The sequence below is a fragment of the uncultured Psychrosphaera sp. genome, from assembly GCF_947500655.1.
Taxonomy (GTDB): Bacteria; Pseudomonadota; Gammaproteobacteria; order Enterobacterales; family Alteromonadaceae; genus Psychrosphaera.
This window is the reverse complement of record NZ_CANMSK010000013.1, coordinates 34,467-59,933: the sequence shown is the minus strand read 5'-3', so window position 1 is coordinate 59,933 and position 25,467 is coordinate 34,467. Positions and strand designations below refer to the sequence as shown.

The 25,467-nt window shown below is 36.3% G+C and carries 19 protein-coding genes and 1 pseudogene; 14 read left to right on the top strand and 6 right to left on the bottom strand.

The window, feature by feature from the left end; all coding sequences use genetic code 11:
• Positions 1 to 50 precede the first annotated feature (50 nt).
• A complete protein-coding gene (locus Q0940_RS11665; protein WP_299268683.1) occupies positions 51 to 932 on the top strand; it encodes a helix-turn-helix transcriptional regulator in 882 nt (293 codons plus the stop codon).
• Between the two features lie 25 nt (positions 933 to 957).
• Here the strand turns inward: Q0940_RS11665 and Q0940_RS11660 are convergent, their stop codons facing one another.
• On the bottom strand, positions 958 to 1,593 hold the full coding sequence (locus Q0940_RS11660; protein ID WP_299268682.1) for a PilZ domain-containing protein: 636 nt from the start codon (positions 1,591 to 1,593) through the stop codon (positions 958 to 960).
• Positions 1,594 to 1,762: 169 nt separating this feature from the next.
• Between Q0940_RS11660 and Q0940_RS11655 the strand changes: the two genes are divergently transcribed.
• Genes Q0940_RS11655 through Q0940_RS11645 form a run of 3 tightly spaced genes read left to right on the top strand, consistent with a single transcriptional unit; the run spans position 1,763 to position 5,096 of the window.
• On the top strand, positions 1,763 to 3,004 hold the full coding sequence (locus Q0940_RS11655) for a lipoprotein-releasing ABC transporter permease subunit (RefSeq protein WP_299268680.1): 1,242 nt from the start codon (positions 1,763 to 1,765) through the stop codon (positions 3,002 to 3,004).
• Between the two features lie 27 nt (positions 3,005 to 3,031).
• The gene (lolD, locus tag Q0940_RS11650; protein WP_299268678.1) at positions 3,032 to 3,733 is read left to right on the top strand and encodes a lipoprotein-releasing ABC transporter ATP-binding protein LolD; all 702 of its coding nucleotides are present in this window, start codon (positions 3,032 to 3,034) and stop codon (positions 3,731 to 3,733) included.
• Between the two features lie 7 nt (positions 3,734 to 3,740).
• Positions 3,741 to 5,096, top strand: coding sequence for an FtsX-like permease family protein (locus tag Q0940_RS11645; protein ID WP_299268676.1), 1,356 nt, complete (start codon positions 3,741 to 3,743; stop codon positions 5,094 to 5,096).
• A 138-nt stretch (positions 5,097 to 5,234) separates the two neighbouring features.
• On the opposite strand, the gene Q0940_RS11640 is transcribed toward Q0940_RS11645, so the two are convergent.
• Positions 5,235 to 5,915, bottom strand: a complete 681-nt coding sequence (locus Q0940_RS11640) for a hemolysin III family protein (RefSeq protein ID WP_299268675.1) — start codon at positions 5,913 to 5,915, stop codon at positions 5,235 to 5,237.
• Between the two features lie 187 nt (positions 5,916 to 6,102).
• Positions 6,103 to 6,285, bottom strand: a pseudogene (locus tag Q0940_RS11635) (dihydroorotase); the annotation flags it as partial.
• Positions 6,286 to 6,551: 266 nt separating this feature from the next.
• Between Q0940_RS11635 and Q0940_RS11630 the strand changes: the two are divergent.
• Positions 6,552 to 8,723 (top strand): BspA family leucine-rich repeat surface protein, encoded by a 2,172-nt coding sequence (locus tag Q0940_RS11630; RefSeq protein WP_299268673.1) that lies wholly within the window; start codon positions 6,552 to 6,554, stop codon positions 8,721 to 8,723.
• A gap of 143 nt (positions 8,724 to 8,866) precedes the next feature.
• On the opposite strand, the gene pyrC is transcribed toward Q0940_RS11630, so the two are convergent.
• Entirely contained in the window at positions 8,867 to 9,901 is a 1,035-nt protein-coding gene (gene pyrC / locus Q0940_RS11625) for a dihydroorotase (RefSeq protein WP_299268672.1), read from the bottom strand.
• A 53-nt stretch (positions 9,902 to 9,954) separates the two neighbouring features.
• A complete protein-coding gene (locus Q0940_RS11620) occupies positions 9,955 to 10,479 on the bottom strand; it encodes a DUF2062 domain-containing protein (protein WP_299268671.1) in 525 nt (174 codons plus the stop codon).
• 214 nt (positions 10,480 to 10,693) lie between these two features.
• On the opposite strand from Q0940_RS11620, the gene Q0940_RS11615 reads away from it, so the two are divergent.
• The 9 genes from Q0940_RS11615 to Q0940_RS11575 all read left to right on the top strand — a co-directional run bounded on the left by Q0940_RS11615 (position 10,694) and on the right by Q0940_RS11575 (position 21,494).
• Positions 10,694 to 13,408, top strand: coding sequence for a DNA internalization-related competence protein ComEC/Rec2 (locus Q0940_RS11615; RefSeq protein ID WP_299268669.1), 2,715 nt, complete (start codon positions 10,694 to 10,696; stop codon positions 13,406 to 13,408).
• A gap of 63 nt (positions 13,409 to 13,471) precedes the next feature.
• Positions 13,472 to 15,229 carry a lipid A export permease/ATP-binding protein MsbA gene (gene msbA, locus Q0940_RS11610; RefSeq protein ID WP_299268667.1) on the top strand — a complete coding sequence of 586 codons (1,758 nt, stop codon included), beginning with the start codon at positions 13,472 to 13,474 and terminating at the stop codon, positions 15,227 to 15,229.
• A gap of 48 nt (positions 15,230 to 15,277) precedes the next feature.
• On the top strand, positions 15,278 to 16,309 hold the full coding sequence (lpxK, locus tag Q0940_RS11605) for a tetraacyldisaccharide 4'-kinase (protein ID WP_299268665.1): 1,032 nt from the start codon (positions 15,278 to 15,280) through the stop codon (positions 16,307 to 16,309).
• 68 nt (positions 16,310 to 16,377) lie between these two features.
• Positions 16,378 to 16,572 carry a Trm112 family protein gene (locus tag Q0940_RS11600; protein ID WP_299268663.1) on the top strand — a complete coding sequence of 65 codons (195 nt, stop codon included), beginning with the start codon at positions 16,378 to 16,380 and terminating at the stop codon, positions 16,570 to 16,572.
• A 72-nt stretch (positions 16,573 to 16,644) separates the two neighbouring features.
• Entirely contained in the window at positions 16,645 to 17,445 is an 801-nt protein-coding gene (gene kdsB / locus Q0940_RS11595; RefSeq protein WP_299268661.1) for a 3-deoxy-manno-octulosonate cytidylyltransferase, read from the top strand.
• A 2-nt stretch (positions 17,446 to 17,447) separates the two neighbouring features.
• A complete protein-coding gene (locus tag Q0940_RS11590; RefSeq protein ID WP_299268659.1) occupies positions 17,448 to 18,164 on the top strand; it encodes a TIGR01621 family pseudouridine synthase in 717 nt (238 codons plus the stop codon).
• A gap of 34 nt (positions 18,165 to 18,198) precedes the next feature.
• The gene (tcdA, locus tag Q0940_RS11585) at positions 18,199 to 19,020 is read left to right on the top strand and encodes a tRNA cyclic N6-threonylcarbamoyladenosine(37) synthase TcdA (RefSeq protein ID WP_299268657.1); all 822 of its coding nucleotides are present in this window, start codon (positions 18,199 to 18,201) and stop codon (positions 19,018 to 19,020) included.
• Between the two features lie 4 nt (positions 19,021 to 19,024).
• A complete protein-coding gene (locus tag Q0940_RS11580) occupies positions 19,025 to 19,945 on the top strand; it encodes a glyoxylate/hydroxypyruvate reductase A (protein WP_299268655.1) in 921 nt (306 codons plus the stop codon).
• A 121-nt stretch (positions 19,946 to 20,066) separates the two neighbouring features.
• Positions 20,067 to 21,494, top strand: coding sequence for a tetratricopeptide repeat-containing sulfotransferase family protein (locus tag Q0940_RS11575; RefSeq protein WP_299268652.1), 1,428 nt, complete (start codon positions 20,067 to 20,069; stop codon positions 21,492 to 21,494).
• A 683-nt stretch (positions 21,495 to 22,177) separates the two neighbouring features.
• Here the strand turns inward: Q0940_RS11575 and Q0940_RS11570 are convergent.
• A complete protein-coding gene (locus Q0940_RS11570) occupies positions 22,178 to 25,069 on the bottom strand; it encodes a TonB-dependent receptor (RefSeq protein WP_299268649.1) in 2,892 nt (963 codons plus the stop codon).
• Positions 25,070 to 25,467: the final 398 nt, after the last annotated feature.

The window sequence follows — 25,467 nt, the reverse complement described above, 5'->3', positions numbered from 1 at the left end:
CTTAGCTTGTGATAATGTTTATTGATTGTAAAAACACGACAGTGGCGAAAATGAATAACCAGAAGATGTCTGAGCCTGTTGGCATTTTAAATAAAGATTATTTCCAAAATAACTTTACGTTAAATACCTATTTCCCAAAAAATCATTTGCAAGATTATATTGAGCATTATTGGTTAATTTCTTGGGAATTACCTTTTGGGGTTTCTCATCAGCAAGATGTTATTCCGCATCCTAATACGCATTTAACCTTTTTAAACAATGACTCGCATATTCAAGGTATTTGTAAACAAAAATACAGCCATACATTAAGTGAAAGTGGCAATATTGTTGGCGTGAAATTTAAACCTGCTGGTTTTTTTTCTTTTGCAGAACGTGCTGGAGTAACCTTAAGTAGCATCACAGATAAAGTATTAGATATAAAAAGTGTATTTAATATCAATGACGATTTAACAGATGTAGAACAAAGAATTTTAAAGCTAGATACAGCAACAGATAAAATTAATTACGTAGACCAGTTGCTATTTAGCAACAGTCTTAACGTAGGTGAAAATATAAAACCAGATGAAAACATCAAAACACTTAATGCTATTGTCGCTGATATTGCTATTAACAAAGACTTAATTAAAGTCACAGATGTGTCCGGTAAATACAAGATAGAGTTGCGGCACTTGCAGAGATTATTTTTAAAATATATTGGCGTGAGTGTTAAATGGGTCATTAACCGATACCGCATGCATGAAGCGTTAACGACTGTTGAAAGTTATGACCCTGTAATAGATTCTGCCCAGTCACCAGACTGGGCAAAACTGGCTCTTGAGTTGGGATACTACGACCAAGCCCATTTTATTAAAGACTTTAAAAGCATCATGGGCACAACACCAAAAGAGCATTATTCACAGCTAAGTTCAAAAAAGTTATTAAGCTCAAATTAGCAGAGTACCTTGTTTGGCTAGAGAGTTATTTATTCGATTTCTGCTTAGTTTTGTTCAATAACATCTTAGATTGTTGGTGCAGTGACGCTCTTACTACCACTTCGCGGTCTTCGTCACGGATACGGTGGAAAACCACTTTGTAAATGTATGAAGTGGTCGGTGTTTTATCAGCTTCTGCTTTACCGTCTAATTCGTCTTGGCTTGGAGTAACAATTTGTATTGCTACAATTTTACCTAAGCAGAAAACAGCAGCCGCTTCTTCATTAAAAAATAACTTACATTGTATCCAATTATCTAACGTGAACGCTTGCTCAGATTGGAATACAAAACCGCCACCGCCATAAGAGTGTGCGTTAAATTTGATGTCGTCTTCATCTTGGCTTTGTAAAACATAGCTCATCATCAAGTCTATTTTACGACTTTGTGCTTTTAAGTATTCAGCCAAAGGCTCTATAGCGTCACCTAGTTGTCGTAACGGGCGTAACATGCTTTGTTCTAAACCTTGCATTTCCGAGGCGATTTTATATGCCGCAGGGATCATAGCGTCAAATTTATCCATGTCTGGAATTGAGTCCCAGCTTCCGCCATCTTTTATGTTAACTGGAATGTGATGCTCTAGTTGGAAGTATTCTTCAAATAGCTCTAGGTCGTGGTCAGTCATTTTTTACTCTACGTTTTATTCTAAGCAAGTTTGCACAAGTGATGCCTTGTACTTTAGCAATGAAAACCATATTATCGAAACTTAATTAATTATTAAATGTAAATAATTTATCTGCTTAGGCAAATGCAACTTAACTAAATTCAAGTTTAACCAACTCTATAGAATCTAAATGAACCTTCCAATTAGTTTACAAATCGGCTTACGTTATTCAAAAGCAGCCAAAGATGGCAAATTCATTAGCTTTATTTCCTTTTTCTCCATGGCGGGCATTGCGTTAGGCGTTTTAGCGCTGATTTTGGTTATGTCGGTAATGGATGGATTTGAAGGTATTTTAAAGCAACGTATTTTAGGTGCGGTGCCGCATGTGATCATTGAGCCTGAACAAACTAAAAATCAATTAACAGTAGCGCAATTTAATAAAACGGTTGAAGGCGCTGAGTTTACTAATAATGTTATTCAAGTGTTGCCTTTGGTGCAGTCGGTGGCAATTATGCAATTACCGTCAGATTTAAAAGGTGTAATGGCGCAAGGTATTAGCGGTAATGACTCTATCCCTTTAGGCGTTACTGAGCATTTAGCCCAAGGTAGTTGGTCTGAGTTTTTGGACTTTAAATACGGTGTCGTTGTTGGGCAGTATTTGGCAATGGAATATGGGCTGGGAGTTGGTGACAAAGTTAGGTTGATGATCAGCGGAACCAGCCATTATACGCCAATAGGGCGCATGCCGTCGCAGCGTACTTTTACTATTGTGGGAATGTTTCAAACTGAAAGTGAAATTGACGAGCAACTTATTTTTGTTCGCTCACAAGACTTAAATCGACTAATGAAAAAACCACCAAAGGATAATGCAGGCATAAGATTAGTGTTAAACGATGCGTTTTTAGCCAACGATGTCGCGCAAAAGTTAGCTGATTATTATCCAGCAGAAGATTACAAAATAGAAAATTGGCACGACACTCACGGTAAATTATTTGATGCGGTGAAGATGGAAAAAACCATGATGTGGTTTATGTTGAGCTTAATCATTTGTGTCGCTGCTTTTAATATAGTGTCGGCATTGGTAATGATGGTGACCAAAAAACAGAACGAAGTGGCCATTTTAAAAACTTTGGGCATGACACAAAATACCATTTCTAATATTTTTATTGTGCAAGGTGCGTACAACGGGATCTTAGGTGCTTTGTTTGGTGGCGGTTTAGGTGCGTTTTTAACGTTAAATTTGAATGGCTTTATGAATGCCACAGGTCTTAACTTTTTGGGTGTTGCCGGTGTAGGTTTACCAATTGATTTTAGTTGGATGAAGTTATTTTATATTGTGAGCTTGGCAATTGTACTTGCGTTATTAGCTAGTATTTATCCCGCTAGAAAAGCATCACAGTTAATGCCTGCCGATGTACTACGTTATGAATAACGAATTGAATAAAAGAGTAATAACAAAATGTCAGAGATGAAGTTAGTTGAATGCCAAAATGTGGTAAAGCAATACGCCGATGTAATAGATACAAAATCTAAAGAGCACACGGTGACAACGCAAGTGTTAAAAGGCGTGAATCTTGATATAGCCCAAGGTGAACAAATTGCGATCTTGGGGCAATCTGGCTCTGGTAAAAGTACCTTGTTACATATATTGGGTATGCTAGATAATCCAACATCTGGTGTGGTTAAAATTTTAGGGCAAGACGTTACTAGCTTAAACGAAACCGAACGCGCTGCGTTTAGAAACGAAAATATGGGCTTTATTTATCAATTCCATCATTTGTTAATGGAATTTAGCGCAGTAGAGAATGTCGCTATGCCGCTTTTAATAAAAGGTGTGAGCAATCAAGAAGCCAATAAAGAAGCGACCAAGCTGTTAGAATTGGTTGGTTTGTCGCATCGTTTAAATCATAACCCTTCACAGTTATCTGGTGGCGAACGTCAACGAGTTGCTATTGCAAGGGCATTGGTCAATAAACCTAAATTAGTATTGGCAGACGAGCCTACAGGTAACCTAGATAAGGAAAATGCAGAACATGTATTTAAATTATTTATGCAGCTAAATAAAGAGTTTGGTACAAGTTTAGTGGTGGTGACTCATGATTTAGAATTGGCTGGTAGATTTAATCGAGTCATTAAGCTCGACGATGGTTTGATAAGTTAAGGTTATTATGTCTACTCTAAATTTACTAGCTGGCCCTTTTGTTAGCGCTTCTTTTAAGCTTGCAGCTACGTTTGCCAAACGTTATTACCATGCTGCGTTTCAAAATAAATATATTCGATTTATTAACCGCGCATCAAAAATAGGGATAAGTGTTGGTGTTGCTGCTTTGATTATTGGATTATCGATAATGAATGGTTTTGAACGGGAGTTAAAAAACTCTTTGTTAGCCGTTGTTCCAGATGTTGAATATGAAGCGGTACAAGGGTCTTTACCTAACTGGCATGCAACCCAAGAAACCATTTTGAAAAACCCGAATGTTGTAGGTGCGGCACCTTACATTAAAGTAAATGCCATGCTGCAACAGCAAAATGATCTGGAAGCGGTGATCATTCACGGTGTTTCAGCCAAATTAGAAACCAGCGTTAATGCGACGCACAAATATATTAAAGCCGGACATTGGCTAACTCAAGTACCAGTTAACCCTGTTACAGTCGCCACTACTGGGATAAACGCAGCGCAATCAACCGATGTAACGTCAGCAGATACAAATAAAGTAGAAGCCGTTATAGGTCAAGGTCTAGCGAATAAACTAGGTTTGTCTTTACACGATGACATTGAATTGCTGATCCCCAATACCTTGTCCTCTGGCAAACTTGCAGCGCCAAAATACTTAAAAGCCAACATAGTTGGGATTTACCAACTGGGTGGGCAAATGGATTACGGCCAAGTCTATTTGCCGCTAACTATTATTCAAGACAAATTCGGTTGGACAGAGCAACAAGCAGAAGGCGTTAAAGTGGCGTTGAACGACCCATTTGACGCACAAGTATTAGGCCGCCAAATTGGTAGCAGCTTACAAGATTATGTTTATGTTTTAGACTGGTTTAGAACCAACGGTCACGTTTATAACGATATTGTTATGGTGAAAGACATTATGTATTTAGTGATGGTATTAGTGATGTCGGTAGCTTGTTTTAATATTGTGTCGTCATTGACTATGGCAATCCAGGAAAAACACAGTGACATTGGCATATTAAAAACCATGGGCTTAACCCCGGTTATTGTAAAACGTGTATTTGTAATGATGGGGATGTTAACCGCAGTTAAAGGCATTGCTTGGGGAATTTTATGGGGTGTCGTGTTAACCTTATCCATCCCAGAATTGTTGTCTGTTATTGAACAGTTATTTAACGTTAAAGCGTTAGATGGAGAAGTGTATTTTATTGATTATTTGCCAACTGAATTAGAACTTATTCAGGTATTAGTCGTGTCGGTTACTGCATTTGTTATTGCATATTTTGCTACGTTATATCCAGCAAGTAGGGCGTCAAAACTGTCACCGGTAGAATTAATTTCAGGGTAGGGCGTATAAATTGGTTTGCAGGGTACTTTAAAGGTAGTTTTTAACAATCAATGTTTAACGCTGAAAGAGCTAACGTTGAAGAAACTAACTTTGAAAGTGATAAGGCTGAGATGGTTAATCTCAGCTTTTTTGATGTTTTTACGCGTAAAAGTAAATCATAAAGAAATGACTGATAGCGCCACCTAAAACAAATAGATGCCAAATAGCATGATTAAACGGTATTTTTTTATTCACATAAAAATACACACCAGAAGCGTAACTTAATCCACCAAATGCTAAGAACAGAAAACCGTTATGCGATAATGCGTCATATAAGGTTGGGATAAAAAATAACGCAATAAAGCCCATACCTAAGTAAGTGCCCAATGAAATGATTTTATATTGAGAACCAAATTTCATTTTAAAACCAATGCCCAATAACGCCAGTGCCCAAATAATCGCTAGCATACTAAATCCTAATGTACCGCCTAGCGTTACTGCCATCAAAGGGGTATAGGTTCCTGCAATTAATAGATAAATGGCACAATGGTCAAACAGCTTAAATAGCTTTTTAATTTGTGGTTGGCTAAAGGCATGATAAAGCGTAGAAGCTAAAAATAAGCTCATTAAACTAAGGCCATAAACAATATAGCTAAATAATAAGGCTATATTTTCAATTTCACTGGCAGATACCAACAACAAAGTTAAGCCTGCAACACTTAATAAAGCCCCAATACCATGGCTAACAGAATTCGCTATTTCTTCATTTACAGAATAACTAGCATTAGGATTCGGGATGTTATTTTTTGTTTTAGAAATGTTTATATCTTGATCATTCATAGATAAATACCTACTCAGCGTACACGTGTTCGCTGAATGATAACAGGTGTTTATTACATAAGAAAGAATAATACTGAGGCAATTGATAAAAAGGTTTTGATGTGAATTTTTTTGTGGCTTCAAGTAACAAAAAAGCCGAGGTGATTAATACCTCGGCTTTTTTGATTTCATTGCGACTATTTAAGATTTAGTCTTTAATTTTCCAAGCACAAGTTTCACCGCCAAAAAATGGCACTATTGGATTGCCGCTTGGTAAGGTGATTTCTGCTGGAATAGTCCAGTCTTCTTTTACCAAAGTAATGCTGGTGGTATTACGTGGTAAGCCGTAAAACTCTGCTCCATTATGCGAAGCTTTCTAACCTTGTAATTGCATAGTCATTGCAACCAACGAATCTTATTTCAGTTTTATTTAGGGGGATCCCTTATGTTATCTATTTGAAAATACTTTTATTGTGTTTTATTAATCCAAATTGTATTTAAATTACTGATTTAAAATAAAAAATCTAATGACCGTTATGAATACATATAAGAAACAATTAATTTATATAGTGAACGGCTGTAAAGCTGTTACTGAATTTTAATAAGTAATTTAAGTTATTGATACACAAGTCAATTAAAAATACCACAAGGAAAGTTATGATAAATCCATTCATAAACCTAACATCATCTTTTGTTGGAACTAAATTTAATATTAAGCAATCACTTATACGTGCGTTTTTTATTCTCCCATTATTACTATCTGTAACCGCGTGTGGTGATGACGCAGATACAGAAAGCACAGAAAACACAAATACAGAAAACACAGCAGATACAACCCCTCCAGTTATTACGCTTAATGGTGCTGATGAAATAACCTTAGAATACAATTCCCAGTATGAGGAGTTAGGTGCTACTGCGTTAGATGATGTTGATGGTAGTTTAACCGTTGAAGTAAACGGTAGTGTCGATGTCCTTTCATTAGGCTCTTATTTAATTATTTACACAGCAACAGATAACAGTGATAACTCCATCACTGAAACACGTCAAGTAACGGTCGTTGATACAACGGCTCCAATCATTACCTTGGTGGGAGATAACTCTGTTGAGTTGCTGCAATATTATAGTTATGAAGATTTAGGGGTTACTGTATATGATGAGTACGATGATGATGTCACGGTTACCCAGACAAATGATATAGATAACACAGTCGTAGGTAGTTATACAGTAACCTATAGCGCCATAGACAGTGAAGGTAATGAAGCATCATCTGTAACTCAAAAGGTTGATATATTAGAAGCTACGCCTTTCATTACTACATGGAAAACCACTGAGGCGAATGAGGCGATTACAGTCCCTACATTTGAAAGTGGATATAACTATTTAATTGATTGGGGCGATGGAAGTGCTGTACAAGAAAACCAAACAGGCGATGCTACTCATGTTTATGCAAGCGCTGGTACATACACAGTTTCTATTACTGGGGCATTTCCGCAATTATATCTTAGAGGTTCTGATGAGTCGAATCGTGAGCGTTTAATATCGGTAGAGCAGTGGGGGAATACTCCATGGCGTAGTATGAAAGCAGCCTTTAATGGCGCCATTAATTTGATAATAAATGCGACAGATACGCCAGTGTTAACTGATGTAGAGAGCATGGACTCTATGTTTTACGGTAGCACTAATTTTAACAGTGATATAAACCATTGGGACGTGTCTTATGTAACGGATATGACATATATGTTTTCAGGTGCGGCTGTATTTGACCAGCCATTAGACAGTTGGGATGTTTCTAATGTAACTGATATGTGGGGGATGTTTGAAGGTGCAACTGCATTTAACCAGCCATTAGATAGTTGGGATGTATCAAATGTAAGAAAAATGGGGTTGATGTTTAAAGAGGCTACCAATTTTAATAGTGATATAAGTCATTGGGATGTCTCTAATGTCGGGAATATGAGATATATGTTCTACCGTACCACAAACTTTAACCAAGATATAAACGATTGGGATGTGTCCAATGTAGAGGATATGTCATATATGTTTGATGGCGCAACAGTATTTAACCAGCCATTAGATAATTGGGATGTATCAAATGTAAGGGATATGGCTGGTTTGTTTGGATTTGCCAGTGCATTTAACCAGCCATTAGATAATTGGACTGTATCAAATGTGACCGGTATGGAAGCTATGTTTAAAGGTGCAACTGCATTTAACCAGCCATTAGATAGTTGGGATGTTTCTAATGTGACCGATATGACTTCTATGTTTGAAGGTGCTACTGCATTTAACCAGCCATTAGATAGTTGGGATGTTTCTAATGTAGCGGATATGATTGCTATGTTTAGATCCGCTGAATCCTTTAACCAATCATTAGGTAGTTGGGATGTGTCTAGTGTAACGGATATGAGTTTTATGTTTTATGGAGCTACCACATTTAATCAACCATTAGATAATTGGAATGTTTCTAGTGTAACCGATATGTCATGGATGTTTCTTAATGCAACTACATTTAACCAAACTTTAGAGAGTTGGGATGTGTCTAGTGTAACGAATATGCATAGAATGTTTAGGCATGCTGCTGCATTTAATCAGAACGTAGGTAATTGGGATGTTTCGAATGTCGCGGATGTAAGTTATATGTTTGATGGCTCAGGACTGTCCTCTGAGAATTATGATTCATTATTAAATGGGTGGAGTTTACAAATACTGCAACGTGATTTGATTTTAGATGTAAGTGCTAATTATAGCAGTGCAAGTGAAGCGGCTCGTCAATTAATTATGGATGCTTATCATTGGGCAATTAATGACGATGGGTTATTGGTTGAATAGCTATTATTTTCAATTGTTCACATATAAAGCTGTAACAAAATAACTGTCCCGTAATAAAAAGCCGAGGTGATTAACACCTCGGCTTTTTTGTATTTTAGGACGGGACATTACGTAAACACTAAATGCATTAAGAACAAGAAGAACTAGTCTTTGATTTTCCAACCACAAGTTTCACCACCAAAAAATGGCACTATTGGGTTGCCGTTTGGTAAAGTGATTTCTGCTGGAATAGTCCAGTCTTCTTTTACCAAAGTAATGCTGGTGGTATTACGTGGTAAGCCATAAAAATCTGCGCCGTGTTGTGAGGCAAAGCCTTCTAACTTATCTAACGCGTCCAATTCATCAAACACTTGAGCATATAATTCAATGGCACTCCATGCGCTATAGCAACCAGCACAACCACAAGCATTTTCTTTCTTGTCTTTCTCATGTGGGGCGGAATCTGTCCCTAAGAAAAACTTTTTATTGCCGGTTGCAACTACAGCACGTAATGCTTGTTGATGAATATTACGTTTTAATACTGGCAAACAATAATAATGTGGGCGTACACCACCAACTAACATGTCGTTACGGTTTAACAATAAATGCTGAGGTGTAATCGTTGCTGCAACGTTGTCGCTTGCGGCTAGTACAAAGTCAACGGCGTCTTTGGTGGTGATATGTTCAAACACCACTTTTAAGTCTGGGAATGCATCGACAATACGAGTCATGTTTTGGTCGATAAATTCTTTTTCACGATCAAATATGTCTATGTGATGCGCCGTTACTTCACCATGAACTAACAGCAACATGCCTTGTTTTTGCATTTCTTCAAAGATAGGAAATAATCCATCTAATCTGCTTACTGCCGCATCAGAGTTGGTTGTTGCTCCAGCTGGGTAAAGTTTTGCAGCTAACGCTCCAGCGGCTTTGGCATCAATAATATCTTGTTTGCTTGTTGTGTTTGTAAGGAATAAGGTCATAACTGGCTCAAAGGTACTACCTTCTGGGCGAGCAGCTAAAATACGTTGTTTATAATCGGACACCATGTCAGCGGTAGTAACTGGAGGGACTAAGTTAGGCATAGCGACGGCACGTTGAAAACAACGAGCTGTTGCTGGTACAGTCTCGGCCAACATATCGCCATCACGAAAATGTAAGTGCCAGTCATCTGGTGTTTGTATTGTAATTTGAGTCATTGTTAATCCTAAAATTAAAAATGGTTAAAAAAATGTAATTTTATGTATGGCTATTAAGCTTGGTTTTGACGTTTTAGTTTTCTGTCTTTCCATTCTCTGCCAACAGAGTAACGCCATAATAAGTCTATGCCAAAAAATCCGATAGTGGCACAGGTTGTTGCCACAACTAGGCAACCAAATATAAATGTAGGCCCTATGGTCGATATACTGGCTACTAGCCAATCCCAACTAAGTTCAAACGCAAACTCATGACCTGTTGGTCCTAAAATCCATTCACCTAGTTTATAACAGCCATAAAATAATGGCGGCATAGTTAATGGATTACTGATCCAAACTAAACCAACAGATAAAGGTAAATTCACTTTAAAAACAATGGCACCTAAGGCGGATAAGTACATTTGAAAAGGCACTGGAATAAAAGCGTTGAATAAACCAATGGCGAAAGCTCCACGAGCGGACTTACGGTTTAAGTGCCATAAGTTTGCGTCATGTAACAAGGTGCCAAACATATTAATAGCTCGGTTTTGTTTAATCTTTTGATGATCCGGTAAAAACCGTTTAATTAATTTTCTAGGCATAATAGGTACTTACTAGGCTGGAGGAAACTCTAGCGTGTGTCATTGAGGCTCTAATATTAGAACATGAAAAATATTGCGCTAAACTTACCTTAATTTGATGGATTTGTAATTAAATTGTTGTTTAAAACAAATAATAAATGACATTTTAAGGGCTAAACTCAAAGCTTGGCGGAAGAACTTAACGGATTTTAACTTAGTAAAACAGGGAGTAAGTATGCAAAGGTGGATATTCGCTTTTTTAGTTGGTGATATAGTCGCCCTGTTTTCCCCTATATTACTGCCATTAACTACACTTTTTATTCTTTTCTTTTTTGTTCTGATTTTAACTATTGTAGCTACTGTTAAGACTAACTCTAGTGTTAAGTTGAAACATCATAGAATATTTTCTGCTGCTATTGTTCTAAATGGCTTTGTTGCTGGTTTTGTATATTTAATGTGTATGTCTAATGCTCATTTTAATAACAACTTTGTGTTGGCAAAAGCGCAAATATTTCTAATTCACGGTGAAGTTAGCTCTGTTGTGGTAAAAAAAGAAAGTAACCCATCTGTTATATTTAGCCTAAAAGTAAAGTCAATTGATGGACAACCTATAGAGTCACCTTGGCTTTCAACTGCTATTAGAGTGAGTTGGTATAAGCCTAATTTATTACTGCAACAAGGCGATATATTAACCACAACAGTCAAGTTAGCTAAACCGCATGGTTATCAAAATAGATTTGGTTTTGATTACAATCAGTGGGTCTTCTCAAAAGGGGTTATTGCCACTGGCAGTGTAAAAAAAATCCATACGCATTCTAGTTCAACAAATCTTAAGTCATCACAGCAAACTTCAGTGAATAAATTAATAGGAGTATTAAAAGAGCTAGACCTTAAAGGAAAAAATACTCAGGGTATTTTATTAGCCGTTGGTTTAGGGAATCGAAGTTTAATAACCAGTGAGCAATTTGAATTGTATAACCATATGGGTATTAGTCATTTACTGGCAATTTCTGGTTTACATATAGGTATTATTTTTCTAGTAATAAAACTGTTGTTAAAAATTGTGTCAAAAGGTTTGTTAACGGTAACTCAGTTTCATTTGAGTCATACAACTTCAACGATTTTAGTCTTAGTTTTATTGTGGATGTATATTGGATTAATTGATTTTTCGATATCAGCGACAAGGGCAGGATTATTTGTTTCGTTATGGGCATTGTTAGATTTAACCTTTAGCAATATTAATAAGATTAAGTTGTTACTGTTTGTGGCATTTTTCAGTCTGTTAATTGACCCATTTTCACCTTTGAACGCTGCTTGGTGGTTAACTTTTTCTGCGGTATTAGGCATTGTTTTATTCATACAAAAAGTACCTTTTTTAAAACCAGTGTCTATAGACTCTGTATCTATAAAAGCAGCTTCCACAAAAATAGGGGATAAAGAAGAGCAAGAGCAAAGCTTAAATGACAACTCTGTATTAAAAGCTAAGTTACTGATTTTATTTATTACTTTGAAAAATAAAATGGTGTATCTGGTTAAGTTCCAAGTTTTTATTACTATTTGGATGATGCCTGTGGTGTTGTTCTGGTTTGGCGGTGTTTCAGTATCTGGCGTAGTCACCAATCTAATAGCGATCCCAATATTTAGTTTGATATTAGTGCCTTGCATTTTTATTGGCACGATAGGGGCTTTACTGGATATCACTTGGTTAACATATTTACTCGTTTTTGCTGACGTATTACTTAGCCCGTTAATTAACTTATTTAGTTCTTATTCTATATTTCATTATTGGGTTGATTTAGCCTTTGGTGTTTGGGCTTGGTGGTTATTAATTATCTGTTGTGTGTTGGTATTACCAGCGTATGGATTTAGTAGACAATTTAGCAGTAAAGCGGTTAACCATAGAATTAGTCGCAGAAAAAAAGGCAGTCTAGTATTAGGTCTATTGTTATTTTTACCTATGGCTCTGAGCTTTTATCCGTGGCAAACATCATCGTTAAAGCAATTCCAACCTAAGTTAAAGATGTTTGTTTTGGATGTAGGGCAGGGAACATCAATCTTGTTTCAGCAAGGTAGTTCTGCTTTTATTTATGATTTAGGACCTATTTATCCATCAGGGTTTAATGCCACTCAAGCTGTTGTGCAACCTATGTTAGTTGGCTTAGGTATTACCGATGTAGCACATATTGTTATCTCCCATAATGATAGCGACCATATTGGTGATATTAATGTATTAGGTAAACCTGAGTGGGTAGCGGCTAGAAAACGAAATTGTAAGCCACAAGTGTTTAATTGGTTAAACGTAAAAGTTGAAATGATTTGGCCTGAAAAGCCGCAATTTAATTCTTTTACTGTAAAAAAAATATCTGGCAACAAGTTATCTGAAAAGAGAAATAAGCTGTCTAAAAATGACAGCAGTTGTGTAGTGAAAATAACCGACAAACTGACCAATAAGACTGTGTTATTAACTGGCGACATTACCAGCAAAATAGAACGGCGTTTATTGGTAATGCACAATAAATCAAAAATAGATTTAACATCTGATGTTTTGATCTCTGCTCACCATGGTAGTAAATATTCATCGGCGCAAAAATTTATCAATGCGGTGGCACCAATAAAAGTACTCCATAGTGCGGGAGTCAATAATAGATTTGGCTTTCCAACTAAAGAGGTTATTCGCCGCTTTGATATATTTGCAGATCAAGCAGTAACTTCTCGACAAATACAACCTCAACAAATAGAGCCTCACCTTATGCAGACTAAGTTGCCGTTGATAACTCAGTACTCCACAAATAAACAAGGAATGCTTGAAGTAACCTTTACTCAGACAGGTGACGATCCAACAGGTAAGAACTTAACGGATAATGAACTTATCGTTGAGGGTTACTTAAATAATTGGCAGCCATTTTGGAAAAAGCAAAATCCTTTTAGATTTACATCAAAAATACGGTAGAATGCGCATTCATCTAAATTCCTTCTTTATTCGGAATTTTAATTTTTTGAAAAGGTACCATTCTTGAATTCAGCAAATATTACTTCAACAGTTGAAGAGTCGACTACGTTTAAACGTTTATTACAATATATTAAACCATTCAAATTTATTTTTGCTTTTGCCATTATCGGTATGGTGATCAATGCATCAATCGACGCATTATTTATTTCAAAAATCCAGACTTTCATTGACGAAGGCATTACCGGACAAAGCTCAAACGTTTTAACCTACGCCCCCATATTTGTTATTGTGGTTTTTGTCCTCAGAGGTTTGTCGAATTTTATGGCGACTTTTGGTTTAGGCTTGGTTGGCTCTAATATTGTTATGAATATGAGGCAGGAATTATATGAAAAAATCATGTCTTTACCTGTTAGTTTTCATGATGCTAATTCAACAGGAAGTTTAATTTCTAAAATTACTTACGATACTGAACAGCTTGAAAATGCTTGCAGTAAAGCTTTATTGGTCGTGGTCCGTGAGGGTGCTTTTGTTATTGGCCTTATGACGATTATGTTTTATCACAGTTGGCAGTTATCTATCGCTATTCTGGTTTTAGTGCCATTTGTGGCGTTAATAGTTACTTACGTGACCAAACGTTTTCGCGTGATATCAAAACGTATCCAACAAGCCATGGGGCATGTAACTCGTCAATCAGAACAAATGATCTCGGGTCATAAAGTGATTTTGGCATTTGGCGGACAAGAGAAAGAAAAGAACGAATTTTTAAAAATAAATAACAATAACCGTCAGCAAAAAATGAAGATGGTTTCTACTCGAGTGCTTAGTGTTTCTAGCATACAGATCATTGCTTCATTTGCCCTTGCTGCTGTTTTATATATGGCTGCAATGCCTGAAATGCTAAGTAGTTTAACCCCTGGTACGTTTACGGTTGTTATTACATCAATGATGACCTTGTTACGACCGCTTAAACAATTAACAACTGTAAATAGTGAATTACAACGTGGGTTAACTGCAGCGCAAAGTGTCTTTCAAGTATTAGACGAAGAGTCTGAAAGCAATACGGGCACAGTGATTAAAGGATCAGTTAAAGGTAAAGTTTCATTTAAAAACCTGAACTTCGCTTACCCAAATAGCGAAATCCAAGTAATTAAAGATTTAAACTTGGAAATAGAAGCTGGCACAACCGTGGCACTTGTTGGTCGATCAGGTAGTGGTAAAACCACAATATCTAACTTTATCCCTCGTTATTATTACCCTCAAAGTGGTCACGTAGAAATTGACGGCACAGATATTAATGACTTTGAGCTATCTAATTTACGTTCTCATATTGCTTTGGTATCACAGCATGTAACACTATTTAACGACAGTATTGCTGCCAATATTGCTTATGGTGATAAAAAAGTAACTAGAGAAGAAATTGAACAAGCTGCTGAATTAGCCCATGTAACTGAATTTTCTAATAATATGGAGTTTGGTCTAGATACAGAAGTTGGTGAAAACGGCGTATTATTATCTGGCGGTCAGCGCCAACGTATTGCGATTGCTAGAGCGTTACTTCGCAATGCGCCAATACTTATTATGGATGAAGCGACTTCTGCATTAGATACTGAATCTGAACGAGCTATTCAAGATGCGCTAAATAAATTAATGAAAAACCGTACTAGCTTAGTCATTGCCCATCGCCTTTCTACTATTGAAAATGCCGATAAGATCATTGTTATGGAGCAGGGCGAAATACTAGAACAAGGTAGTCACGCTGAATTATTAGAGAAAAAAGGCGCTTACGCTGCTTTACATCAATTACAGTTTAGTGAAGCTTAAGTTTATGATCATCAAAGCGAATAAATGAATGCTAGTAACGAGAGCTAAATGAACTGGGTTGAACGTGGTTGGTATAACGCCAGTAAACTAAACTTTGTATTATTGCCATTAACTGGTTTGTTTTGGTTACTATCTAGCATTCGCAAGTTGTTATTTAAGCTTGGTATCAAGCAGCAAGTGCCATCAAAACTTCCTGTTATTGTGGTTGGCAATATATCGGTTGGTGGCACAGGCAAAACACCATTTGTTATTTACTTGGTAGAACTATTAAAGCAGCAAGGCTTTAAACCTGCGATTGTAAGTCGTGGTTATGGCGCAAATAAGCAAAGCAACAAAGGCCAAGACTTACCTTTTCCACGTTTAGTTAGCTCTGAGCTGGCTACAAATTTAACTGGCGACGAACCTAAGTTATTACACTTACGCACTCAATGTCCTGTTGTAATTAGTCCTGACAGGGCACAAGCCGTTCAGTTTATTCATGATAATACCGATGCTAATGTTGTGATCTCAGATGATGGTTTACAGCATTATAAAATGGCCAGAGATATTGAAATTGTATTATTGGATGCCCAGCGCATGTTTGGCAATGGCTGGCTATTACCTGTAGGTCCATTACGTGAATTACCATCAAGATTAAAGTCTGTAGATTTAACGCTTATTAACTCTGGCAGTGCAGTTGTTGATACTCATAATGAAAAGGATTATCAGTTATCAGCGGATATGGCTTATAACTTATTAAATCCAACCAATAAGTTGGCGCTAAACAATAGTAACAAGCAAGGCGATAAGGTTCACTTAGTGTCTGGTATTGGTAATCCACAGCGTTTTTTGACTACGGTGGAAACGTTTGGTTATAAAGTGGAAAGCACCTTGTGGTTTGCCGATCATCATAACTTTACCGCTGCCGATTTTGACAAATTCACCACTGATGACATTATCGTGATGACAGAAAAAGATGCCGTGAAGTGCCAAGCGTTTGCAAAACCAAATTGGTTTGTATTACCTATTTCTGCGGTTATATCAAATAAAGTAGAACAACAACTTATTGAATTAATAAAACAATTACCTGTTATAAATTAAACGCGCTTTAGTTTATAAAAACAGTTTATAAAATAGTCTATGAAAAGACAGTTAGAGGAAAATGGCTCATGGCATTTGATAAAAAATTACTAGAAATTTTGGCTTGCCCAATATGTAAGTCTCCATTGGTATTTAACAAAGAGTTAAATGAACTAGTTTGTAAAGCTGACAAACTTGCTTTCGCAATCAATGATGACATTCCTGTAATGTTAGAAAATGAAGCTAGAAAGCTTACGTTAGATGAATTAGAGCAAATAAAGTAGCTTCACTTAATTTAACTTGGCTCTGTTATTTTTTAGCAAAGCGAATAAACACATAGTTTGGAAGTCATACAAATGTCACAAGAAAAAAAGAATTTCATTGTTGTTATACCCGCGCGTTACGACTCTTCACGTTTACCGGGTAAACCGTTAGCGGATATAGGCGGAAAACCTATGGTGCAATGGGTTTATGAACGCTCTATTGCCAGTGGTGCTAAACAAGTGATTGTGGCAACGGATGATAAGCGCGTTGAACAAGCTGTTATTGATTTTGGTGGTGAAGTTTGTATGACATCGCCGGTTCATACTTCTGGTACAGAACGATTGGCTGAAGTTATTGAAAAGTATAATTTAGCCGACGATGAAATTATTGTTAATGTACAAGGCGATGAGCCTATGATCCCGTCTTCAAATATTTGCCAAGTAGCTGACAATTTGGCGCAATATTTATTAGCCGCTCAAGCAAATGCCAGTGCTAAAAGTGTTGGTATGGCTACGTTAGCAGAGTCTATTTGCTCAAGAACTGAATTAGCAAACCCCAATGCTGTAAAAGTTGTGACGGATAAAGACGGCTTAGCGTTATATTTTTCACGCTCTGCGGTACCGTTTGATAGAGACGGTAAAGAGAGCGAATTAAATTACGGTTATTTACGTCATATTGGTATTTATGCGTATAAAGCGGGCTTTATAAAACAGTATGTAAGCTGGCCTGTATCGCCGTTAGAACAAATAGAATCGTTAGAGCAATTACGTGTGTTATGGCAAGGACAATCAATTCATGTTGCAGCGGCGGTTGAGCCACCGCCAGTAGGTGTTGATACTGCTGAAGATTTAGAGCAAGTTCGTCGTTTAGTTGCCAGCTTAAAGAGTCTTTAATTTTGACTAGCAAACTTGATATAAACCTAGTTCTTGAACACCCAGATTTTTATATAGTCGATAAACCTAATGACATAGGTTTTCACGATGAAGAGGTTAATGGGCAAAAGCAGACTGGTTTTTTCAATATGTGTGCAGCGCATTTCTCTGAAACCTTATTCCCAGTACATAGATTAGACAAGCTAACCAGTGGTTTGTTAATTTTAGCGCGTAATAAAAACGCGGCGACTTGGTTTCAGCAAGCGTTTGAAAGTAAACAAATTCAAAAATATTATTTAGCTTTGTCTGATTCAAAACCCAAAAAGAAACAAGGCAGCATTATTGGTGATATGGCAAAAGCCCGTTTGTCACAATGGAAGCTATTAAAGACTAAAGAAGCTCCAGCTGTTACTCGTTTTTTCAACTGGGGTTTAGCTTCAGAGGTAACCAAAGGATTAAGACTGTTTTTAATAAAACCAGAAACAGGTAAAACGCATCAAATACGAGTGGCGTTGAAAAGTGTCGGCTCTGCTATTTTAGGCGATCAGCTTTATGGTGCTAAAAATGAAGTTAAGCCTTGTGACCGTGGTTACTTACACGCGTTAATGTTGGATTTTCAATATAACGATGAGCAAATAAAGTTAATTTCATTTCCAAATACAGGCTCACTTTTTGTTGAAAACAAGCAAAAAATAGTCGATTTAGTTGCAGAGCCTGAATTACATAATTGGCCAAAATAACGGTCTACTTAATATAACTATTAGTTAAAAATATATGACAGATTATCAAACGCGTTTTGGTGGCATTAGCCGCTTATATGGAACACAACAAGCCAAATGGATTGAACAAGCTCGCGTATGCGTTGTTGGCATTGGCGGAGTTGGTACTTGGGCTGCTGAAGCATTAGCTCGCTCTGGTATCGGCCATATAACGTTAGTTGATCTTGATGATATTTGTATGACCAATACTAACCGTCAAATTCATGCGATGGTTGGCACGGTAGGGCAAGCTAAAGTCGATGTCATGGCACAGCGAATTAAGCTAATAAATCCAGATTGCACAGTTACTTGCATTGAAGACTTTATAACTGCTGATAACTTAATTGAAATGATAGGCACAAGAGAAGCTAGTAAGTTTGATTATGTTATTGATGCCATTGACAGCATAAACGCTAAAACCGCGCTTATAGCTCACTGCAAGCGCAATAAGATAGGTTTGTTGGTTACCGGTGGTGCTGGTGGACAAACAGATCCAAGTCAAATTCAATATTCTGATTTAGCCAAAACGACTCACGACCCATTATTATCAAAAGTAAGAAATTTACTGCGCCGTGATTTTAACTTTAGTAAAAACCCAAAACGAAAGTTTGGCGTAGACTGCGTATTCAGCACAGAGCAATTACAATACCCGCAAGAAGATGGCAGTGTGTGCCAGATGAAAGCTAATGCCGAAGGCTCGATGCGTTTGGATTGCAATATGGGATTTGGTGCCGCGACTATGGTTACCGGCACCTTTGGTTTTTTTGCTGCGTCAAAAGCAATTAGTAAAATACTACAAAAAAAACAACGAGAGCTAGAACAAAAACAGGAAGGGTAAAACAATGTCGATATTAATTAATATTCCAGGAAGACCACTAGATAAATTAATCACTCGACTCAAGCAGGATATCCCCGAAAATGAAATTGAAGTTTGGCCTAATGTAAAACACCCAGACAAAGTAGAATTCGCTTTAGTGTGGAAACACCAACATGGCTCATTAACAGCCTATAAAAACCTAAAAGCCATATCCTCATTTGGCGCAGGCGTAGATTCAATCATATCTGACCCAGACTTACCTAACGTTCCCATTGTCAGAATCGTTGATCCAGATTTAGCGATAAATATGGCGCAATATGTTCTTACTATGATCCAACATCATAAACTCCGTTTACATCAGTTTAACCAACAACAGCAAGAACAAATATGGAAGCCAAAGTCAGCAAGAAAGGGCAATAAGGTTGGCATTTTGGGGCTAGGGCAATTAGGCAGTAAAACCGCTCAAGTCTTATTAGATTTTGGTTTTGAAGTATCAGGTTGGAGCCGCAGTTTAAAAGAGTTAGATAAGGTTAATTGTTATGCAGGCGATGATGGTTTTAACACTGTTATTACTGAGGCCGATTACTTAGTGTGTTTATTACCGCTTACGGATAAAACCGAAAACATATTAAATGCGGCTGTATTTTCTAAAATGAAATCCACAGCCGTATTAATTAATGTAGCCAGAGGTGAGCATGTTGTTGATGAAGATTTAATAGAGGCGCTTGATAATGAGCAAATAAGCTTTGCGTACTTAGATGTATTCAGACAAGAACCATTACCAGAACAACACCTATTTTGGCTGTCAGATAAAATTCAGATAACCCCCCATATTTCAGCGGTAACTAATGTTGAAACGGCGGTAAGCCAGATAGTTGAAAACTACTTTTTACAGAAGAAAGGGCAAGAGCTAAATAACCTTATAGATAGACGTTCAGCGTATTAATGATTTTATAAAGCATAAAAAACAATGAAATGACAAAAGAAAGTCATGATACAATGCGGAGTGTTTGAATAAACTATTTGTTTGTTCTTATTAAATAATTTAGAAGTTAGAGGGATAAGTTGTGAATACCAATGAGCTATTAGATTCAATTGTAAAGGATGCACAAAAAGGTTACCGATTTGCTGTTACCGAAAAAGTGGAAGCTTTAATAAAAGAGAATGCATTAATTGGTAAACACTGGGGAGCATTAGCTAGAATTTGTATATTAGTTGGTGCTAAAGAATTAGCTATGGAAACAGCGCAAAGATACCTTAATGTAATGAATTCTAATGATGCTAAACTTTCTGTAGCGGGTGTATTTGCAGAGTTAAATGAAATGGACAAAGCTTTTGAGCTTGTTAATTCAATTTCAAAAAGATCTTGGGGGGGGCGAGAATATCATTTTGCAGGCGTATGCTTAAGTCAGCTTGGTGAATTAGATTCGGCGAAAGAAAACTTTTTATTAGCGTTAAAATTGCAGCCTCTATCAGGGCCAACATGGCTATCTCTTTTAGCTCTTAATTTGGATGACGATACGATTGAAAAACAGTTGTTAAATATAGAGCCTGATATTCTTAAAACAGAACCTTTGAATTTATCACAATTTCTTTTTGCTAAAGCTATGTTATTAGAACGTAAGAATAAAACATCAGAGCAAATAAAAACTTTAGAAAAAGCAAATGAATTATTAAATAGCGAAAATTCAAACTTTGTTGAAAACCAAAAAAATATAACAACACAAATTATTTCTAATCAAGATCAAGCATTCTTTGATTTATTTCCAACATCATCAGCAACAGCTGATTTTGATCCAGTATTTATAATTGGTCTACCTCGTTCTGGTACTAGTTTATTAGAGCAGATTCTAGTAAGCAATAGGCAATATCTAGCTGGTGGAGAGTTAAATTTTAGTCAACGTTCTTTGCCATCGATACCTATTCAGCACTTTAATCGCCTAGAATCTCAGAATGTTGATAACGAAGTTAAAATAAATGTTATTGATCAATTCCATAATGAATTCAACTGGCTTTTAAAACAACATTTTGGTGATATTAAATCCAAAGTAATTGATAAAACACTAGATTTAAATAAATATGCTGGCTTATTAAGTAAAGCATTTCCTCAATCTAAATTTGTTTATATATCTAGAGACAAGCAAGAAAATAGTTGGTCATGTTATAAAAACTTCTTTCGAACTAATTTACCTTGGTCATATGACTTAACAAATATAAATGCCTTTTTTGATAGTGAAACTAAACTGATTCAGCATTGGCTTAAAATGATGCCAAGCAGAATTCATTGTTTAAAATACGAGGAGCTAATTAATAATCCGGAAAGTGAATTAAAAAGTTTATGTAAATTTTTAAATATAGAATATTCAAATGAAATGTTAAATTTTTATAAAAATAAAACTATAAACAAGACTGTTAGTTTTGCTCAAGTTAAGCAACCGCTAAACAATAAGTCATTAGTCTTAAATTCTGAAATTAAAAAGTTTTTAACTAATTAATTTCAATTAAACATTATGGGGGAATATTTCCTTTAATGTTAATCTATTAACCGTATTATATAAGATGATGTTCAATAGTTGTGTCATTTCGATAGAAAAGAAATGACACATGATAATCAATCTTTCACATTGGATTTATTTAAAGCTGTTCGGCAAATAATAAAACTGAACTTTATGCTCAGGTGGATAATAATTTGTAAAAGAACAACAACCCAGTCGTGAGAATGCCTCTAGTTCTCAACCGTTAAATATCCTTTGACAACATTACTTTACCCCAGAATAACAGCATTTTATTTTATACTTTTAGTTCGTAAGTTTTATCGCGAAATAAATGTTTAATTTCTTTCTTTGTAATATTTATTAAACTGGGAAATTCTAGAGTAACGGTACCTTATCTTAAGTTTGAATCACCTCAGACTTTATTTCTAATCATATTTTAAGATACTAATTTAATATCGTTAGAGTTTCTGTATGTTTAATACATTGGGGGATATATTGCGACTAAACTCTAGGGTAATAATATCGCACTAAAGTAAATAGTAGATGTAAAAAGAAGATTTTTTATTGTTTAAATAATTGATGAGAGTTGTTTAGTTTATACTTGAAATGATTCTTAGAACTAAATACTTTTCCATAAAAAAACCCAGCGCTAAGCTGGGTTTTTTAATATATCTAACTAAATATTAGAAACGTACTGAAGCGCTGAAGCGAACAGAACGAGGTGTTTGGAAGCCAGCCGCCAATCCATAATCTTGGAATGGTACACCAGCATAACCACCAGCATCTGTGTATCCACCAAACTCTTCATTTACTTCTTCAACCTGAGTAATCTCTTGGTTGTTGAATAAATTAAATACATCGGCTCTTAAAACTACATCAGTATCGCTGATTGTAAGATCGTAAGTAGCAGATAAGTCTAATGACCAGGTGCTAGGTAAGTTACCTAATGACCCACGTTGTACAAGTTCACCGTCTTTTACAAATGAAGCCGCTTCATAGTATGAAGCAAATACATCAGTTGGGTGGAAGCCAAATGAGCTTTTAGCACGACCACTTTGCCATGTAAAGTTAGCGCCTAAACGGAACTTTTCACTAACAGCATAAGCACCAAAAAGTTTAACAGAATGTCTGCGGTCATTTGGTAGGTAACCATAAGCACCATCAGTTAATCCTGGTTGGTCAAAGTTAGTTGTAATACCTGCATCATCTTGACCATTATCTGAACGAACAAGACCTTCATTGTTACCTTCTGATTTAGACCAAACATAGTTTGCAGATAAGCTCCAAACTTCATCCCATGCTTTATTTAAAGAAAGTTCAACTGCTTTATATGTACGTTCAGCTTCTGGATAACCCATATCTGAATTAGGAATTGTATATGTACCAAACTCTAAAGGACCATCGCCATCAGGGTCTGTATCAATAGTTACATCACTCGTACCTGGGTTTGTTAATACATAATAATGGAAACCAGAACATTCTGTACAAACAGAACCAGTTCCGTCGCCACCTAGAGCAATATCAAAGCCATAGTCAATTGCAATATCTTCAATAGAAGAACCTAGTACACGATAAGTTGCTTTCGCGCCTGCTGTCCACTCATCAGATACTTCCCACTGATAACCAAGAATAAATTCATCTTGATACATAGGTTCGATATCTGCATTTACAGTTGAACCTGTATTAGCAACAGTACCATCACCATAAATAGTAAGAGCGCCACAGTCGTCGTAAGTAGGAACTGAAGTTTCTGGGTCGATTGAAATTATGTTTTCACAATATTGCTGAGTGAAGTATTCTTTACCAGCCATACGTAAATTAGTATTTGTTGCTACAGGTAAGAAGTAACGACCATAATTAGCAAACAATTTAGCTGAACCATCGCCATTTACATCCCATGCAAAACCTAAACGAGGAGCTAACTGATTTGTCATTTCAATAAATGCTTCACCTTCAACATTAAAGTTTTCAAATGATTCATTACGTAAACCTAAGCTTAAGGTTATATCATCAGTTACAGACCATGTATCTTGTATATAGAAAGCATTACTTTCAGTTTTGAAAGAACCTTCATTTATATATTGACGAACTCGAACACGAGTTTGATCTGATTGATAACGGAACGCTGTACCACCAGAGTAATGAGAATCTTCACTTGCTTCTAAGTCTTCACGGTCAATACCGATACGTAAAGTATGATCACCAATATACCAATCAGCATCTATACGGAAAACAGTACGAGTATCTTCAGCATTATTTGGTGAACCAACAACCCAACTACCTAGGTTTTCACCAGTACTTAAGTCAGTAATTAAATAAGGTTCAGTACTACCACCTGCTAAATCAGAACGGTCGTATTTGTTAACGCCATACATTGCTGAGATTGAAAAATCATCAGTAATGATACCTGTATATTTAAGTGCGTAGTTAACACCACCACGTTCATATTTAGCATCACCACGGTCACTTATGATAGATTGAGAATCAACATCATAGTTATACTGAGTACGTTCAGTAGTCCTAGAGTCAGAGAAAGCTGTTAATTCAAATAAGTGATCATCTGTTAGGTAATAATCAATTTTTGTACCCCAGAATGATGATGATGTATCATCTTCATTAAATGTACTTTGTCCTGCAACTTCTGTTTTTTCAACAGATGGGTTCATTAATATATAATAAAATAATTCATCTTCAATTAATGCACCACTGATGTAGGCATTCATATCATATGTATCAGATTTATCACCATGATTAACCCAATAGTAGCTACCGTCATCACGTTTAACATCATCATGATGAGCGCTTAATGCATCTGGTTCCCAATATACATTAACACCAGCTTTAAATTCATTAGAACCTTTCTTAGTAGTTGCATTTACTACACCACCAGTAGAGCGACCAAACTCAGCAGAGTATCCGCCAGTTTTAACTTCAAAAGTATCGTAAAACTCAAAAGGTACTGCACTACCACCAAGACCGTTACGGAAATTGGTTATATTCAATCCATTTAAATAATAAGCGTTCTCTGCAACTGATGCTCCACCAAATGATGCTAATTCACCAAATGCCGAGTCACCTTTAGTTGTACCTGGAGCTAATAAAGAAACCCCAGTGATACTGCGAGGAACTGGAACCCTTTCGATCAATGCTTGGCCAACAACTAATGATGATTCAGACGATGATGTATCTATCATTGATACCATAGAACCATTTACAGATATACGCTCCATACCTTCTTCTAGTAAAGTAAGGTCTAAGTTTGTTTTGCCGCCAATACTTACTGTAAGAGCTTCTTTTTTAGAAACTGCGAATCCGCCTTTTACAGCTTCAACAGAATAATTACCTGGTGGCAAAAGAGGGAAGCGGAATTCACCATTATCAGAAGTAGATACGTTACGGGTTAAACCTGTATCTAGATTTTTGATTGTAACTGTAACTTCAGATAACTTTTCACCTGTATTAGTTACGGTTGAACCTGCAATGAAACCTGAAGTGCTATCAGCTATAGCCGGCATTGCAATACTTAACGTACTTGCAACCGCTAGTGCAGTAACACTATTTTTAAAATTTTTCATATGATTGTTCCTGGAATAATTATTGTTATTAGTTTAAGTCTTTTAGCCATAATTAGAATTTTATGGTCTTGCTTAAACCTCGCACACATAATAGGCGTAATAAAATGTATATTTCAACATATTTTTTTACAATTGTTATTCTTTGCATTTAAATAATGTGAACTTACCGCGAAATGTAGTGTCGGTACGGTTTTTGTGGTTAAAATACGCCCAAGTCAATAGGGTTCGAGTCAAAAAAACAAGTGTTTAATGTCGGGTTTGTAATGATTTGTTTACTTGTTGGGGCGTTGTGTTCGTAAATAAAGCTGGTGATTTAGAAAATATAATCTGAAATTGCACCAGTAATTAGTTATTTTTATGCTAATGGTCTTTTTATTACTAATATATTCAATGTAATG

Coding starts and splice junctions, on each gene's coding strand:
- Q0940_RS11615 (WP_299268669.1), top strand. CDS start 10,694: ATGCAAAGGTGGATATTCGCTTTTTTAGTTGGTGATATAGTCGCCCTG.
- Q0940_RS11645 (WP_299268676.1), top strand. CDS start 3,741: ATGTCTACTCTAAATTTACTAGCTGGCCCTTTTGTTAGCGCTTCTTTT.
- lolD (WP_299268678.1), top strand. CDS start 3,032: ATGTCAGAGATGAAGTTAGTTGAATGCCAAAATGTGGTAAAGCAATAC.
- lpxK (WP_299268665.1), top strand. CDS start 15,278: ATGAACTGGGTTGAACGTGGTTGGTATAACGCCAGTAAACTAAACTTT.
- Q0940_RS11600 (WP_299268663.1), top strand. CDS start 16,378: ATGGCATTTGATAAAAAATTACTAGAAATTTTGGCTTGCCCAATATGT.
- Q0940_RS11640 (WP_299268675.1), bottom strand. CDS start 5,915: ATGAATGATCAAGATATAAACATTTCTAAAACAAAAAATAACATCCCG.
- kdsB (WP_299268661.1), top strand. CDS start 16,645: ATGTCACAAGAAAAAAAGAATTTCATTGTTGTTATACCCGCGCGTTAC.
- Q0940_RS11630 (WP_299268673.1), top strand. CDS start 6,552: ATGATAAATCCATTCATAAACCTAACATCATCTTTTGTTGGAACTAAA.
- Q0940_RS11665 (WP_299268683.1), top strand. CDS start 51: ATGAATAACCAGAAGATGTCTGAGCCTGTTGGCATTTTAAATAAAGAT.
- Q0940_RS11660 (WP_299268682.1), bottom strand. CDS start 1,593: ATGACTGACCACGACCTAGAGCTATTTGAAGAATACTTCCAACTAGAG.
- tcdA (WP_299268657.1), top strand. CDS start 18,199: ATGACAGATTATCAAACGCGTTTTGGTGGCATTAGCCGCTTATATGGA.
- Q0940_RS11655 (WP_299268680.1), top strand. CDS start 1,763: ATGAACCTTCCAATTAGTTTACAAATCGGCTTACGTTATTCAAAAGCA.
- Q0940_RS11620 (WP_299268671.1), bottom strand. CDS start 10,479: ATGCCTAGAAAATTAATTAAACGGTTTTTACCGGATCATCAAAAGATT.
- Q0940_RS11570 (WP_299268649.1), bottom strand. CDS start 25,069: ATGAAAAATTTTAAAAATAGTGTTACTGCACTAGCGGTTGCAAGTACG.
- pyrC (WP_299268672.1), bottom strand. CDS start 9,901: ATGACTCAAATTACAATACAAACACCAGATGACTGGCACTTACATTTT.
- Q0940_RS11580 (WP_299268655.1), top strand. CDS start 19,025: ATGTCGATATTAATTAATATTCCAGGAAGACCACTAGATAAATTAATC.